The organism is Vibrio sp. CDRSL-10 TSBA, assembly GCA_039696685.1.
In the GTDB taxonomy this organism is placed as follows: Bacteria; Pseudomonadota; Gammaproteobacteria; order Enterobacterales; family Vibrionaceae; genus Vibrio.
In genome coordinates this window covers 280,163-296,347 of the sequence record CP155565.1, presented here as the reverse complement: position 1 = coordinate 296,347, position 16,185 = coordinate 280,163, and the positions used below count along the sequence as shown (strand labels likewise).

Sequence of the window (16,185 nt, the reverse complement as noted above, 5' to 3'; positions counted from 1 at the left end):
GTTAATTCTCGTCAAGTTGCGGCCACAAAAGTGCAAGATCCAGATGTGCCTCGATTGCATCGGCAATGCGATCGATCGCCTGTTTCTTTGGCCTTGAGATGATCGTGTGTTTGAATGCCCTGAGCTCCTGCCCACTGACAGATAAGCCGGGCGGCAGAGAATGTATCGAAGATACCGTGCAGATAAGTACCAAGTATCTGATTACATTCACTTACAACACCATCTTCAGTCCCATTAGTCAACTTGATCAGCGGATTAATTCTCGTTTCGTTTGAAACTGAGACAGTACGGCCGACATGAATTTCATAACCGGTTACAGCGACCGATTCACCGTCTAAATACAACTGGCCAGAGACATTGGTGAGCTGTTTCTCTTGCGTCAGAGTTGTCTCTGTATCCAGCAGTCCTAACCCTGCTGTACTGCCGGCTTCTCCTTCCACACCATCCGGGTCATGTACCCAATGTCCGAGCATCTGATAGCCACCACAAATCCCCATCACTTTGCCTCCCAGACGCAAATGGCGCAGGATGTCTTTGTCCCAACCTTGCTCACGCAGATGTTTTAAATCAGCGCGGGTTGATTTACTGCCGGGCAGAATAATCAGATCTGCGCCATCGAGGCGCTCACCTTTACCGACATAACGCAGATTGATGTCCGGGTTTTGGCGTAAGGCATCAAAATCGGTGTGATTACTGATACGGGTGAACACTGGCACCACGACATTAAGCTTAACGTTATCACCCAGTACCTGTTTGGCGGCAATAGCATCTTCCGCTTCAAGATCAAAGCCATGTAAATACGGCAAGACGCCAATGACCGGCTTACCCGTTTTCTCCTCCAGCCAGTCGAGACCAGACTGCAGCAAACCAATATCGCCACGAAAGCGGTTGATAACAAAGCCTTTAACGCGCTGCTGCTCAGATTCTGACAGTAATGCCAGTGTGCCATACAGATGGGCGAATACACCGCCACGATCAATGTCCGCGACGATAATCACCGGTACATCGGCCGCCTCAGCAAAGCCCATGTTGGCGATATCATTAGCACGCAGGTTGATTTCCGCCGGGCTCCCGGCCCCTTCAATCATCACGCTGTCATACTCGGTCTGCAAACGGGAGAAAGAGTCGAGCACCGTGTTCATCGCAATCTTTTTGTAATCGTGATAACTGTTGGCTTCCATATTCGACATTGCGCGCCCTTGCAAAATCACCTGTGCGCCGGTATCCGAATTGGGTTTGAGCAGAACCGGATTCATATGCACTGTCGGCTCAATACCACACGCGATCGCCTGTACCGCTTGCGCGCGCCCAATTTCCCCGCCATCGGGTGTCACAGCACTGTTGAGTGCCATATTCTGCGGTTTAAAGGGGGCCACCTTGATGTTGCGACGCTTGAGCACTCGGCACAGGCCAGCCACCAAAACACTCTTACCCGCATCTGACGTTGTGCCCTGAACCATCAGCGCCTTTAATGTAGATTCCATAATTCTGCTTATCGTGAAGTTTTCACCATTGTATACGTAACTGCTCCGTGAGTGCAGCCAAAGCACAAGTGGTGTGCGGCGCATATCTGATTCAACGCCGAATCTTTCCTCATTCCGGCCCAGCGTACGGAACAAAAGTACGCTCAATATGGATAAAATCGTGCACTTTGGTCCAATTTGTACAATATTCACCCGCTACGCTATTGATTTATCGCATGATTTGGCCTGTAATTTGCGTGCCTTTTTTAATTTCCATTTTAGGACTCAAGCAATGATGAAAAGAACATGTCTGGCCGGTCTGGTTGCATTCGCCACTGCCCTGCCAACGACTGCGTTGGCGAACAACTTTAACTACAACTTTTTAGAACTGCGCACTGGCGTGAGTCCGGAATCATTTGGCGGAGAATTCAGCACATTTTTCACTGAAAATACGCATTTAGTCGCGCGAGTTGATTCTCGCATGGAAGGAGACTGGGATGCGGCAGGTGGTATTGGTTTCAACGGCCCGATCAATGCATTTGCTGACATTTATGGTCAGTTGCTCGCTCACCATATTCGCGGTAATGGCGACGAGAACCACGATACTGACGTCGTCATGGAGTTAAACGTAGGCTCGCGCCTGTGGCTGACCAATCAGTTAGAAGCACACGGACGTATTGGCCGCACCGAAGATCACTCAATTTTCGTTGCCGGTGTGCGATTCCATTCCACGCAGCAAATGTCGCTTAACGCTGAAGCGCGCAATGCTGGTATATGGGGCCCGCAATTCAGTATGGGTGTCCGTTTTCAGTTTTAAGCCATTGTTCATGTAAAATGCATAGCTCCTATTAAATACATCGAACATATGGAACATAGAGACCATATTACTGTCGCTAAGCACTGATTTGCAGTTTCGATACTGCTAAAAAATGGAATATAATCAAAGAACATCATCAATGCTGACTCTGGATTAGGACACATCCACATGGCGACATCACATTCTGCCGAACTGATTAAATACCTGACGCCGGGCATTAAAATTTCGGCCACCATTCAGTTTCGGTCCTGATGACAGCGTGACTTTTACGACCACTCTGATCGGTTACAAAGCTGAACAATTTTTGCTGCTGGATTTTCAACCGAAAGTTCAGGAACAGTTGATCATGCGAAAACTGACTAATGCGCAAATGGTTGTGCGAGGGATTACGGATACCGAACTTGGCCACATTGTCGCGTTCAAAACCTCGATTATTCAGGTTATCTCTGCACCTTGTTCAATGTTTTCACTACGCCTGCCCAAATATTTTGTCACTAAGACCATTCGTGAGCATGAACGCTATAAACTCTCTCTGCCTGTTTCACTGACTGAATACGCAGAAAAGAGCGAACGCAAATTTGAAGGGGAGCTGGTTGACTTGTCCGTGTGTGGCTGTGGCATCTATATCGGCGGACAAAATGATCTCAAGGTCCGCCACCGCGTGAGCTTTAGTTGCGATTTAGATAACTTGCTACCAGACGATATGACGTCCCACATCGCCAGTATCCGCCGCCAGAATCAGGGGCATTTGATCGGTGTACAATTTGAGGAAGCCATCGAACTTTCCGACCAGCTGAAAATGTCTCTGTTCGAAAAGTTCTTCAGGAATAACTCTTTTTAACCGGCGCGCTATACCCTGAACGATTAAGCTGGAAATTCACCAGCGCCTGATGCAGAGTATCTTCTTTGATCGGTTTTACAATCACGTACTCGGCCCCCGCCTGCATAAACGCCTCTTGTGTCTCTAGCATTCCATCCGCAGTACAGGCATACACCGGAATCGACAATCCCATGTCGTGTTTGATGATCCGGGTGGCATCAACTCCGTCCAGATAAGGCAGTTGGTTATCCATCAGAATCATATCGTAATGCTGCTGTTTGACCCTCTCTATCGCTTTGAGACCATCGGTCACCCACTCGACGTTCATGCCGTATTTATTACAAAAAGCTTTGGCAATGAAGGCGTTGGTATGGTTATCTTCCACCAGCAAGACCTGAACAGTATCGTCGAAAAGTTCATAACGGGATTTACTAACCTGGGTGTCAGCTTCCTGCACTTCATTGGCGACAATCTCAACCGGTAATTCGATATCAAAACGGGTGCCGACGCCAAACTGAGAGGAAACCTCAATACTGCCGCCCAGCATTTCAATCAGACTGTGAACAATTGTGAGCCCCAGACCGCTACCGCCATATTCGCGGGTATTGGTCGACTCCGCCTGAACAAACGGTTCGAAAATGGCAGCCAGATCCTGATCGCGGATGCCAATGCCGGTATCGAGCACGACGATTTTCAGATTCGCCGGCGACACATCCCGATTCAGCTCAAGCTGAACGGAGATAGAGCCATCATGGGTGAACTTCACCGCATTGTTGAGCAGGTTAAACAGCACCTGATTTAAGCGAAACCTGATCGCCATTGATGAAAATATCTTCATCAATATTACTTTCAAGTTGCAGTTCCAGCTGTTTCTCCCTGCAGAGCGGTCCATAGATTCTTTCAATTGCTGAAACCACATCAACCAGCCGGAAATCCACTTTTTGAATACGAAACTTGCCTTGCTCAATCTTGGAGAAATCTAGGATGTCATTCAGCACCGCCAGCAAATGCTCACCACTGCTGCACAGAACATTGATCTGCTCAGCTTGTTCTTTCGTTTTCACCGTGCGTTTCAGTAACTGGGATACACCGAGAATGCCATTCAGTGGCGTGCGTAATTCATGGCTCATCTTAGCCAGGAAATCTGCTCGCACCCGCGCGGTCTCTTCTGCTTCATTGCGGGCAATGCGGCTCTGCTTTTCTGCCTCAGCAATCGTAGTCACATCTTGGCCCTGAGTAATGATCGACTCTACCCGATTCTCGACAATAATCGGCGACAGGTTCCACAAGAAAACCCGCCCATCGACTTCGGTGTTCACCTCATTGAGAATTTCACCTCGTGCGGCCAGCTTTATCTGCGGTACCAGCTGTGCCTTTAACACATTGAACAGAGACAACTGATTGGCGTCCTTAGGCCTGAAATGAGACTCAGCCGCCGGATTCATCCGAATCATATCACCATCGCTGGTCCATAAAATGGTCGGAGACAAAGCGAAAGTAAACAGATCCTCAAATTGCTTTTCCTGCTGTGACAAACGCTGGAAAGTGTGTTCCAGCGTGCGCCCAAAATGGTCAAATTCGTAAATTTTAGAACCGGGGAAAAATCCGTCCAGACCGCGCTCAGCAACGTTGTAGGTGTAGGTCATCAAGCCTTCAATTTCAGATTCAATACGACGTTGTAACCACCAGCGAATCAGCATAGACACTGCGATCATCGCCACCAGCGCAAAAATCATCCAGAAGTAGTAATTATCACGTAAGCTCAGCGCATTTTGATTACTCTGTACCGAATACACCTCAAGATAGGTCGGCACACCCTCGACTTCCAGTACCGCTTTACTGACCATGTTTTTGTCGTACAGACCTTCACTCAGGCCATCTTCAATCACATCAAACGCAGAGTAGGACTCGTCCCCGTTGAGCGTGGATGCTAAAACTTCAGTACCGACAGACAGAATTAGATTCTGCGAATTACTGCTGTCCCGAATAGTCTCAATCAGAGCAAAGTTATTATTGAGTACCACGCTGACAAACAGAAAGCCGATCACTTCTCCAGTCTCACTGTTGACGACTGGCGAGCGACGCACTAACAGATAGGTCATGCCCAATAAGGATGGAGTCTGCACCAAATGCCAATTGTTACTCACCGAGACCCGACGGATGATTTTATTCATTTCTCGGCTTTGAATGCCGTAAAACTGGGCGTTACCATCTTCCCAGACTAACTCTTTCAAATCAGTAATAAAGCGGATATCCGGGGTATTGCTCAGCTCAAGTTGATCAACGCTGAGAAAATACTGGTCAAGCTCAGCACCGGAGTCACTGCTTAATGCATTGATAAAACTAGTATTTTTGGCACTACTGTCCTGATGAATCTGCAAAGTAGCCAGACGATAATTAAACAGATTCTGGATCAAGCTCGAGGTCTGTGTAGCACTGCGTGCCACCTCCTGAGAGATTAAGCGGCTGCTGATTTGATAGCTTTGGAACAGCACAGCCAGCGTGAGGGCGCCCAACACCGCCACGATGGCACGACTGATAAAAGTCGCAATTCTTCTTTTTTGTTTTACTGTACTGGACCGGATATTCACTCAGTGTTCCTTGGGCTAATTAACGATCGGAATACCGAAACGCACGTTGTTTGAACAAGCTGACCTGCTGTTGCTTATCATCATGGGAGACGATCTCAAAATCACCGGAAAAAACGGTCGGGACAGCCTGCCCTTCAAGATCACGTTTAATCGCTTCGGCCATCGCTATACCCGTGTCATCATTCATGCGCATAACGGTGACATCCAGCGCGCCATCCTCCAGCGCCTGCAGCTCCGCCGAACCACCGCCCCAGCCGTTCACCATAATGTCGCTCCGGTTGAGTTCTTTCAGGGCCTTAACCGCGCCCAAAGCCACATCTGTCGAACAGGCGTAGATAAATTTAATATCAGGATCATTCTTGACAATATTCAGAGCGGCCTCATAACCACTCTCTTCTGTTGCCTTGGTGTAATAGGAAGAAGCAAGGTGATAGTCACCGCTGCGCTCCATATTCTGGATAAAGGTATCACCACGCGCATCGCTCACATAGCCTTCGGAGAAATACAGTACAGAATACTTACTGCCTTTGGGAACATGCTCACGATAATAATAGGCCAGTTGCAGTGCACCCATTTCATGATCAAAGCCAACATACATCATCGGCTGTCTGCCATCCCAGTCGCGGACTGGCGTCGTAATATTTTGCAGGATCAACTTGGTTGGCGAAGAGCTCAGCACATGTTCAATAAATTTTCTGTGCCGCGTCGTATCCAGAGTAAAGATCAAATAGTCAGAATTGTTTTTTAACGCTTCCATCAGGGAAAGACTTTGCTGACGTGTGTCCAGATTGGGACGGGTAAAAACCTGATTAATTTGATATTCAATCCCCAGCTCTTCCATACGCATTTCGAACGCTTTTAAATTGCGCACCCAATAGTCTGAAACCTGCTGGCCGGGGAAAACGACGGAAATGGATACTGGTTTTTGTTGTTCCCCTACCATTGCAACGGGTGCCTGGCGAACGGCGAGTGACAGCTGATCCGTCAACTGCTTTTGCTGTGGGTTAGCATTTAAAAATTCCTGATAATGCCAGTATCCGCTCAACAATTGAGATGAATAGGATGTAGCTACCGGGGTGAAACCAAGTAAAAGAGAGAGAAAGAGCGTCTTCTTCATTCCACACATTCCGTCTGTTGGTTGATAATCACACCATCAACGCATTGTTGAGACGTGCTTTTTTATAAAGCAGCGCCGTAATGTCAGCAAATCAAGATTGCCCGAGAATTATTAAGCATACAGCGTACAAATAACAGCTTGCACAGCAAATAAATCATGAATTTTTTATGCAAGTGACTAAATTAACAACATTTTCTCAGTTGTATATACAATAAACAATCTAAGTTATAACTGTTTCATATTTCTGAAACATTGCCGTGTTTGCAAAACCGCTTGCGACGGCACAGGTAGCCGTCATTCAATACAGCCCCAAATAACCACAAATAAAATGACAGTTATATTAATAATATGAACACGACTTAATAATAGACAGAGTGTCTGACATCAACAAGGCAGGAAAATCAGCGGGATCACAAAACCAGCGACAAACGGGAATCATCCACTATCAAACGCTCTTTCTGAGCTTTAGTTAGCTGTTTTATTTTATATTCCAGACGCAGTGCCTCGCCCTTTAACGGACCAAGCTCATATTGCCAGGCGAGGGTTAATGGCCCTTTGCCCCGTAACGCTTTCGCCCCCTGCCCTTTCTCATGCTGGCTGAAGCGTCGCTCCACATCGGTGGTGATACCGCAGTAAAGGGCGTTGGAGGAAGTCCGAATCAGATACACCCACCAATTCGGACTTGGATTGTCACTGCTCATCAACGTATTCAGGCCAGAGCTTGTTCAACCAGAGCACGTAATTCCGCGACTTCTTCACGCAGTGCCGCCACTTCCTGCTCCAGAGCTTCAAGCTGTGAGTTGGCCGCAGGAGCGACAGATGCGCTTGCCAGAGCTTCTAAATCGACTTCTCCACAAAACAGGTGCTGGTAACGCGATTCACGTTTACCCGGTTCACGCGGCAATTTGACCACCAAGTCACGTTGTGCCAACGCATCCAAAACTGCCTCGGTCTGCTTTACATCAGAAAAAGCACAAAGACGGTTAGTACGGGTACGTAATTCGCCCGGAGTCTGGGCTCCGCGCAGTAACAGGCAACATACCAGTCCAAGCTCTTGTTCACCCAGCTTCAGGTCACCAAACTCAGTGTTACAAAAACGGTGCTGATACTTAGGCGTACGGCTGTTAAAACCACTTTCATCGCTGACTAGACGGCGGCTGATCAAACCTTCAACCGCATCCTGTACTTCCGCATCAGACAATGACAAAACAGGCTCACGATTACTTTTCTGATTGCAGGCCGTGGTTAAACTGTTGAGCGTCAGCGGGTAATGATCCGGCGTGGTAATTTCTTTTTCTATCAAGCAACCGATAACTCGTGCTTCAAGGGGAGATAGTTCTTGATTCATTGATCTTTTCCTTAATTATTATTTTTACGGCTCACTGCCGGACTCACGTTTCTTAGTGCTCAGACGTCAGGGACACACGCAGAATACGCCCGTTTTCATCCATCACAATCACTTTAGAACGATGTAATTCTACATCCGTCAATTCCTGTTTCTGACGTTCTCGTATATAAGCTTGACCTAGTTTAGCCCGTTTAGAGTCTACCCGCTGCTCTATCGGAACGGGCAGCGCTGTCGCACTGGGTGCTGACTCTTCGCTTGGGGGAACAATAATCTCTGAAGGCTGCATAATCGATCATAGGTTCATCATTATTGAACCCATGTTATAGCGCATTTTCAGGCATGTACAATCCACTCTCATATTGACTGGTGATTTATTAGTCAAGGTGTTGCCATGTTTGATCTAAAGGCTGTTATGAGCTTGGATGTTATGCTTTAATCAGCCACAGTTGCTTTAATTCATTTTAGGGAAAGGGACCTATGAACAGCGTATTTGAAATTGTGAGTCTGGCTCGCCGTAAAAACAAACTGAAGCGTGAACTGTTGGATAACGAAAAGAAAGTTCGTGACAACCGTAAGCGTGTTGACCTGCTAGAGAACCTGGTTGACTACATCAAGCCGGACATGACTCAGGAAGAGATCATCGAAATCGTGAAAAACATGAAAGCGGACTACGAAGACCGTGTTGATGACCACATCATCAAGAGCGCGGAAATCTCCAAAGAGCGTCGTGAAATAAGCCGTCGCATCCGCGATCTGACCGAGCAGGACAAACTAGCAACTCAGGGTAAGAAATAATCCTGTCCTGAGCTAAGTTATCTATTGCACAAACCCGCCACCCGGCGGGTTTGTTATTTTACCGAGGCCAGTTTTGGCAGACGCCCATTTGGGCTGACACATTAGTTTTCATCGTCATCGTGATGTAATTCCGCCCAGGCGCGGGCGCACTGGATCGCACGTTTCCAACCACGGTAACGCCGTTGACGCTTCGCTTCATCATGAGACGGCTCAAAGCAGCGCTCAATTGCGGCTTTACGCTGTAACTCTCCAAGACTTTGCCAATACCCGACCGCTAATCCGGCCAGATAGGCCGCACCCAGTGCAGTCACTTCCGTTTCGACCGGTCGCTCAACCCTGGTATCGAGAACATCCGCCTGGAATTGCATTAAAAAGTTGTTGGCAACCGCGCCGCCATCGACTCGCAACGCGGCAAGACGAATGTTGGAATCGGCCTGCATCGCATCCAGCACGTCACGGGTCTGGTAGGCAATACTTTCCAGCGTGGCGCGAATCAGGTGACTCGCATTCGTCCCCCGCGTCAGTCCGACGATGGTTCCCCGTGCGTACGGGTCCCAGTAGGGCGCGCCCAATCCGGTAAATGCAGGCACAACATAAACACCCTCAGACGAGTCTACTTTGGTGGCAAAATATTCGGAATCCCGAGCATCGCTGAATAACTTCAGCTCATCGCGCAGCCACTGAATTGCTGCTCCGCCCATAAAAACGGCGCCTTCCAGCGCATAGCCGGGTTTTCCATCCGGGCCGCAAGCCAGAGTGGTCAGCAACCCGTTATCTGAACAAACTTTTTGCCGGCCGGTATTCATCAGCAGAAAACAGCCGGTACCGTAAGTATTTTTGGCATCACCGGGATTCACACAAAAGTGTCCAAACAGCGCTGCTTGCTGATCACCGGCAATACCGGCAATCGGAATGCGGGTTCCGCCTTTGCCACCAATATTGGTCTGGCCGTAAATCGCAGATGACGCTTTCACTTGCGGCATCATAGCAGCCGGAATCGTGAACAGGTCGAGCAGAGTTTGGTCCCAGCACAGTTGGTTTATGTTGAACAGCATGGTACGGGAGGCGTTTCGTGTAATCCGTCACATGGACTCTGCCCTGAGTCATTTTCCACACCAGCCAGGTATCAACGGTACCAAACAGCAGTTTGCCCTGCTCGGCATCTCGCCGCGCTCCGGGAACATTATCCAAAATCCATTTAATTTTGCTGGCAGAGAAATAAGGATCCAGCACTAAGCCGGTTTTGGCCTGAATATCGGCTTGCAGGCCACGGGCTTTCATCTCATCACACATCCCTGAACTGCGGCGGCACTGCCAGACAATCGCATTGTAGACCGGCTTGCCGGTCTCCTTATTCCAGACGATGCTGGTTTCACGCTGATTACTTATGCCAATAGCGGCGACGTCATCGCTGCGAATACCCGCTTTACCCAGAGCCTCAACTAAGGTCGCACTTTGCGTGGCGTAGATTTCCATCGGATCATGTTCAACCCAGCCAGGATGAGGATAAATTTGGCTGAACTCACGTTGTGCAACGCTGACAATATTGGCGTCGTGATCCAGTACCACCGCTCTGGAGCTGGTTGTGCCCTGATCCAGAGCGACGATGAAATTTGGTCCGGCTGATTTGCGCTTAGTCATGAACGCCTCTGACAATGCTGCTAAGGTTCTTTAGAGCATATGCCATTTTTCAGTCCTGCGAATGAATCAATCTGGACTGAATCAAGGCGAGGCAAAGTGATTGCGGTACTGAGTTAACGTGATGCTGAATCAATGAAATGAAATAAAAATGAAGGCTCGCTGGCGGCGGCCAGCGAGTTAAGAGGTGCGATTTATGACTGCTGCGCCGCGTGACGCTGACAATGTTCAATCGCCGCCTGCAGCAATTCTAACGCGCTTTTCTTCGCTGGCGGCAGCTCGGCATCACTGCGCCCCAACGGTGTCGTGCGCTCGCCCCATTTGATATAACCCGCCCCCCAGGTCAGGCCAGCGCCAAAGGCAGCCAGCAGCAGATTATCTCCGGGATTGACTCGCTCCTGTTCCAGCGCCTCGCACAGAGCAATCGGTACGGTCGCTGCCGACGTATTACCATAGCGCTGAATGTTAACGAAAGCTTTACTCTGTTCAATGCCCGACAGATCGCACAATGTCTGGATAATGCGGATATTGGCCTGATGCGGGATGACCACATCAATATCACCTTTCGACAGCCCGCTTTGTGCCAGCACACTCTTGGCTGCCGCGCCCATGCCTTTCACTGCACGCTTAAAAATTTCCTGACCAACAAAATCAAACGCCCAGAAGCCATTCTGCTCATCAAAACGATCCATGGCGGTACCAAACTCCGGCACCGCCAAAATATCGCGGCCGGCGGCATCACAACCAATCTTTGCATCCTGTAGCCCGGCAGCTTGCTCGGTACGACTGAGCGTCACGGCACCGGCACCATCGCCAAACAACACCGCGGTGTCGCGTTTAGTCCAGTCGAGGTAAAAAGACAGGCGTTTCTGCGCCTATCACCAATGCGTGCTGATAATTACCCGCCTGAATTAAGCGCGTCGCGGTTTCCAGGCCGTAAACAAAGCCGGTACAGGCGGCATTGAGATCAAACGCAGCAGCACTGCGAATGCCGAGATTCTGTTGTACTTTGGACGCGATATTAGGAATCAGCGAATCCGGTGAACAGGTCGCGACGATAATCAGGTCGATATCAGCGGCATCGAGCCCTGCACAAGCCAGTGCGTGGCGCGCAGCAACGGTGGCCAGCTCTGACGTATTCACATGGCTGATTCGGCGCTGTTCAATGCCGGTGCGACTGCGAATCCACTCGTCATTGGTATCAAGAAAGGTACTAAGGTCGTCATTGGAGAGCGTTGCCGGGGGCAGACATTTCCCCCAGCCAGTAATGTCCGCATAAAACTTCGTCATGGTCATCCTGTTTTTTTGTTGTCGTTATCATTGTAATCATGCGACCTGCCCCAACATTTGACTCATCAACTGCGATAATAAAAAAAGATACATACAGGTGAGAGCATGGCAAATGTTCAATAAGGCCAGGATCGAATAGGATTCGAATATCGCATCAATTCAAGAAAGTATACGCCGATTTGGCTGCCAAGGCGAAATCACAGGGGTGACCCGGGCGTCACATTTGAGAGGAAGTTATGACCACATTTAATACCCGCTGTCCCGCATGCCATGCGATGAACCGCGTTCCGGAAACCCGTATTTCAGAAAGCCCGAGCTGCGGCAAATGTCAGGCCTCGCTGCTGGACGGCGCTCCGCTTGAAGGTACTATCGCTAACTTCAGCGCACTGCTTAACAGCGATGTGCCTGTCGTAGTCGACTTCTGGGCTCCCTGGTGTAACCCTTGTGTCGGCTTCGCACCGGTATTTTCCGATGTGGCTGAAGAGCGCAAAGGAGAAGTTCGCTTTGTCAAAATCGATACCGAAAGTCAGCAGCAGTTAGCCGCTCAATTTCAGATCCGCAGTATCCCGACCATCATGGTGTTCAAGAAAGGACAAAGGGTCGATATGATCAACGGTGCGTTGCCAAAATCGCAATTCGATCAATGGCTGAATCAAGCGTTAGTTAGATAACTTATTCCTATAAATTTAGCTAAAAGTTGGTGTTTTATGCTAGAGAATACCAACTTTACTTCCCTTTTTGCTAAATGCCTCCTCGATAAAATTTATTAATCGTAAAGATCACAATTTTTCATTTTACCTTTCAAATCATAAGTTTCATATTCGCCGCGAAATCCCCCTGTTCCTGCTTATTTTCGAGGCTACTCCGTGAGTACTTCTGCTGTTTCTGTCCAACGAATTTCTGTACCAGTGATCGCCCTGTCACTGTACGCGGTAGCATCCGGCTACCTGATGAGTCTTATCCCTCTTATGCTTTCTGATTATGGGCTTGAAGCATCCCTGGCCAGCTGGATGGCCAGCGTATTCTATTCAGGTTTACTGCTGGGTGCGGTGATTATGGAACCGTTTGTTAACCGTCTGGGACACCGTCTGGCGTTTCCTGGGTTGTCTGGCATTACTGATTATTTCGATTGTTGCACTGCCGGTGCTGCCGTATGCCACAGCATGGCTTGTTGCGCGTTTTGTCGCCGGCGTTGCCGTTGCGGGCGTCTTCGTCGTGGTTGAATCCTGGTTACTGCATGGTAACGAATCTGGCCGTGCCAAGCGCCTGGGTATTTACATGGCTGCCTTGTATGGCGGCACTGCAATCGGTCAGCTTGGTATTGGTGTACTGGGCGTTTCCGGTGGTGTTCCTTTCTTTGCCATCATCACACTGCTGGTTATGGCATCGATGGTACTGATTTACGGCAAAACCGATCAGCCACAGGCGCAGCATGGTGTCAGCCTGTCATGGAAACAAATTTTTAAACTCAGTCACGCAGCAATTATCGGTTGTCTGGTGTCCGGCCTGACGCTGGGTGCAATTTACGGTCTGATGCCGGTAGAACTGGCAAAACGTGGCATCAGCCATACCCATATCGGCACATTAATGGCGTTGATTATCCTGGGTGCAATGGCAGTCCAGCCAATGGTACCGTGGATGTCTAAATTTATGGGTCGTAAACTGCTGATGGCTCTGTTCAGTCTGCTGGGTGCCGGTGCGACCGTATTGCCACTGCTGAATCCGGGCGCAGACATGTTAGCGATGGGTTTATTCCTGCTGGGCATGGCGACGTTTGCTATCTACCCGATTGCGATTAACCTTGGCTGTGACAAGCTTGACGCAAGCTACATTGTCTCTGCAACTCAGGTGATGCTATTCAGTTACAGCATCGGCTCGGTATTGGGTCCGGTACTGGCAGACAGCTTTATGCAAGACACACAAGGTCTGCTGGGTTACCTGTTCGTTATTCTGCTTGCAACTTGCATTTACATGCTGATGTCGAGCGTAAAAACCAAGCGCCAATGGGTGGCCGGAGAATAAGGCAGGTTGGCGGTGAATGAAGCCAGCTAAAGCGCAATGCGTTAAAAAGATGAAAGGCAAGCCACGGCTTGCCTTTGTTATTTCTGCGCTTGTCTGAGACGGCGGTTAGACTGATCTCTGGGCGGTTTATCGGGAAGGAGATCCCAATAAATAACCACTCTGTATAGTTGAGCTTCACATCGAAAACCAGTAAGCTCCGCACCTCAAAACCTAGACTCACAGAGCCTGAGATGAACCGTAAAAAACGCATTAACCAAATTTTAAAAACCAAACTGAAAAAACAGAACGCTAAGTTGCATAACAGCAACAAGCCGCGCTACATTTCAAAAGCGGAGCGCGCCAAACTTGAAGCCGAACAGGCACAAGCCGAGCAAGCAGCCCAAGCGCCTGAGCACCAAGAGAGCGAAGTGACCGAGCCTCAGTCAGAGCAGTAAGTCACCCTCGATGGCCACGTAGTGGTTGGCGGCATCAATCAGACTTTTAGCCGTCAACCCCGACACACCGTATACCTCGACGTCTTTCCCGTATTTGTCCTGAATACGTTTCACCAGAATATCGAAATCCCCGTCACCGGAGACCAGCACGATGGTGTCAACTTCGGCTGCCAGTTCAATCGCATCCAGTGTGATCCCCACATCCCAGTCGCCTTTGGCACTACCGTCAGAACGCTGGATGAAAGGTTTAAGCTGCACCTCAAAACCGATACCGCGCAAAATATGATGAAACTGACGCTGGCGACTGTCCGTGGAGGCTATCGCATAGGCGTTTGCCTGATGAACATGACGACCCTGAGTGACGCTCTGCCAAAAGTGATTATAGTCAAAGTGCTGCTGATAACGTGACTTGCAGGTGTAGTAAACGTTCTGAACGTCGACCAGGATAGCGATGGTTTGCATAGTGTCTGTCTGCTTTAAAAAGTGAACTTAACCGCGCCCTGCGCGTAAAAACGTGCAGCAAGGGCTGGATTATGTGTGGAAGGAAGACCTTAACACATTCAGCCCATGGAATCCTTAGCCATTCACTACCCCGGCAGCACAGGAGGTAAACCATGAAATCTGCACTACTTGCTGTTGTTCTGCTTATCATCCCTGTTGTTTCTCAGGCTTACCCACTTTATTCACAACAGTGGTCTCATCGCAGTGTGCTCTATTTTGCCCCCACTCAGGATAACTACGTGCGCCAGTTCTTAGTAGAAACCCTTATGCACCAGTGCGAACTGACAGAGCGTGACGTTGTCACTATAATTATAACCGAGGATGGGTACAGCCAGCCCGGTTGGCTGAAACATGAGTTTGACCTGCAGGATATAATGCTGGCTTATCGGGTACCTTCAGGCCGACACACGGCAGTTTTAGTCGGTAAAGACGGCAGCGAAAAAATGCGCTGGGGAAAAACCACGGACTGGGACGCTCTCAAGCAAACCATTGATGCGATGCCAATGCGGCGCCAGGAGATGGCACGCTCATCCAGTCGCTGTCAGATCTAGCCATCGTATTTAGCTTGCATATCCGGTTAAGCGCCAAACCAAACCAGTTTGTCGTGCAGAGCCGTCACGCTGCCGACCACAATTAATGCCGGGCTCTGTGCCTGTGACGCCAATTCAGGCAACTGAGCTAATTCACCTCGCAATACCCGCTGCTGTGGCGTGGTGCCTTTCTCTATAATCGCACACTGAGTCTCCTTAGCCAGACCACCGCTGATCAGTTGACCGGCGATGTGCGGGCTCTGCTTGAGGCCCATATAAAACACCAGAGTCTGGTTACTTTGCGCTAAGGCTTGCCAATTAATCGGGGTACCATCTTGTTGCAGATGTCCGGTGATAAACTGGACACTTTGCGCGTGATCACGATGAGTAAGCGGAATACCGGCATAAGCCGTTGCCCCCGCTGCCGCCGTAATTCCGGGTACCACTTCATAGGCAATGTGGTGATCTGCCAGAACTTCCAACTCTTCACCACCGCGACCAAAAATGAAAGAATCGCCTCCTTTCAGTCGTACAACGTGCAGGCCTTGCTGCGCTTTATCCACCAGAATCTGGTTGATTTTCTGCTGGGGAACGCAATGAAAATCAAGCTGTTTACCAACATAAATGCGCTCTGCCTGGGCCGGTGCTAAGTCCAGGATGGCCTGCGAAACCAGACGGTCATACACCACAACCTGCGCTTGTTGGATAACTCGCAGTCCTTTCACTGTCAACAAATCCGGGTCACCGGGTCCGGCACCGACCAGAGAAACAAAACCACAAGATTGCGGATAAGATTGAGTCACGCTCATCGTTAAACCT

General features: G+C 49.3%; 12 protein-coding genes and 5 pseudogenes. 7 read left to right on the top strand and 10 right to left on the bottom strand.

Annotated features, from left to right (window positions below):
• Position 1: 1 nt before the first annotated feature.
• Positions 2–1,484, bottom strand: a pseudogene (locus ABDK09_01435) (cobyric acid synthase).
• Between the two features lie 271 nt (positions 1,485–1,755).
• Here ABDK09_01435 and ABDK09_01430 point away from each other — a divergent pair.
• Positions 1,756–2,280, top strand: a complete 525-nt coding sequence (locus ABDK09_01430) for a hypothetical protein (GenBank protein XAW88103.1) — start codon at positions 1,756–1,758, stop codon at positions 2,278–2,280.
• Positions 2,281–2,539: 259 nt separating this feature from the next.
• Positions 2,540–3,121: a PilZ domain-containing protein gene (locus tag ABDK09_01425; GenBank protein ID XAW88102.1), complete on the top strand. Its 582-nt coding sequence runs from the start codon at positions 2,540–2,542 to the stop codon at positions 3,119–3,121.
• Here ABDK09_01425 and luxQ read toward each other — a convergent pair.
• The 5 genes and pseudogenes from luxQ to ABDK09_01400 form a co-directional block, all read right to left on the bottom strand.
• A pseudogene (gene luxQ / locus ABDK09_01420) lies at positions 3,102–5,691 on the bottom strand (quorum-sensing autoinducer 2 sensor kinase/phosphatase LuxQ). The gene ABDK09_01425 and the pseudogene luxQ sit on opposite strands and share 20 nt — an antisense overlap.
• A gap of 19 nt (positions 5,692–5,710) precedes the next feature.
• A complete protein-coding gene (locus ABDK09_01415; protein XAW88101.1) occupies positions 5,711–6,808 on the bottom strand; it encodes an autoinducer 2-binding periplasmic protein LuxP in 1,098 nt (365 codons plus the stop codon).
• A gap of 410 nt (positions 6,809–7,218) precedes the next feature.
• Complete coding sequence (locus ABDK09_01410; protein XAW88100.1) at positions 7,219–7,509, bottom strand: GIY-YIG nuclease family protein; 291 nt, start codon at positions 7,507–7,509, stop codon at positions 7,219–7,221.
• Positions 7,510–7,517: 8 nt separating this feature from the next.
• Positions 7,518–8,156, bottom strand: a complete 639-nt coding sequence (locus ABDK09_01405; protein XAW88099.1) for a YceH family protein — start codon at positions 8,154–8,156, stop codon at positions 7,518–7,520.
• Between the two features lie 52 nt (positions 8,157–8,208).
• On the bottom strand, positions 8,209–8,442 hold the full coding sequence (locus tag ABDK09_01400; GenBank protein ID XAW88098.1) for a hypothetical protein: 234 nt from the start codon (positions 8,440–8,442) through the stop codon (positions 8,209–8,211).
• 191 nt (positions 8,443–8,633) lie between these two features.
• On the opposite strand from ABDK09_01400, the gene ABDK09_01395 reads away from it, so the two are divergent.
• A complete protein-coding gene (locus ABDK09_01395) occupies positions 8,634–8,951 on the top strand; it encodes a DUF496 family protein (protein ID XAW88097.1) in 318 nt (105 codons plus the stop codon).
• Positions 8,952–9,052: 101 nt separating this feature from the next.
• Here the strand turns inward: ABDK09_01395 and glpK are convergent.
• Positions 9,053–10,592, bottom strand: a pseudogene (glpK, locus tag ABDK09_01390) (glycerol kinase GlpK).
• Between the two features lie 191 nt (positions 10,593–10,783).
• Positions 10,784–11,879: pseudogene (locus ABDK09_01385) on the bottom strand (ketoacyl-ACP synthase III).
• A gap of 236 nt (positions 11,880–12,115) precedes the next feature.
• Between ABDK09_01385 and trxC the strand changes: the two are divergent.
• The 3 genes and pseudogenes from trxC to ABDK09_01370 all read left to right on the top strand — a co-directional run bounded on the left by trxC (position 12,116) and on the right by ABDK09_01370 (position 14,335).
• Complete coding sequence (gene trxC, locus ABDK09_01380) at positions 12,116–12,550, top strand: thioredoxin TrxC (protein ID XAW88096.1); 435 nt, start codon at positions 12,116–12,118, stop codon at positions 12,548–12,550.
• Between the two features lie 279 nt (positions 12,551–12,829).
• Positions 12,830–13,901, top strand: a pseudogene (locus ABDK09_01375) (MFS transporter).
• 230 nt (positions 13,902–14,131) lie between these two features.
• On the top strand, positions 14,132–14,335 hold the full coding sequence (locus ABDK09_01370) for a DUF2986 domain-containing protein (GenBank protein XAW88095.1): 204 nt from the start codon (positions 14,132–14,134) through the stop codon (positions 14,333–14,335).
• Here ABDK09_01370 and ABDK09_01365 read toward each other — a convergent pair.
• A complete protein-coding gene (locus tag ABDK09_01365) occupies positions 14,324–14,797 on the bottom strand; it encodes an NYN domain-containing protein (protein XAW88094.1) in 474 nt (157 codons plus the stop codon). The two genes, ABDK09_01370 and ABDK09_01365, sit on opposite strands and share 12 nt — an antisense overlap.
• A 152-nt stretch (positions 14,798–14,949) precedes the next feature.
• On the opposite strand from ABDK09_01365, the gene ABDK09_01360 reads away from it, so the two are divergent.
• A complete protein-coding gene (locus ABDK09_01360; GenBank protein XAW88093.1) occupies positions 14,950–15,387 on the top strand; it encodes a DUF4174 domain-containing protein in 438 nt (145 codons plus the stop codon).
• Positions 15,388–15,413: 26 nt separating this feature from the next.
• Here ABDK09_01360 and cobA read toward each other — a convergent pair whose 3' ends face one another.
• Complete coding sequence (cobA, locus tag ABDK09_01355; protein XAW88092.1) at positions 15,414–16,175, bottom strand: uroporphyrinogen-III C-methyltransferase; 762 nt, start codon at positions 16,173–16,175, stop codon at positions 15,414–15,416.
• Positions 16,176–16,185 lie beyond the last annotated feature (10 nt).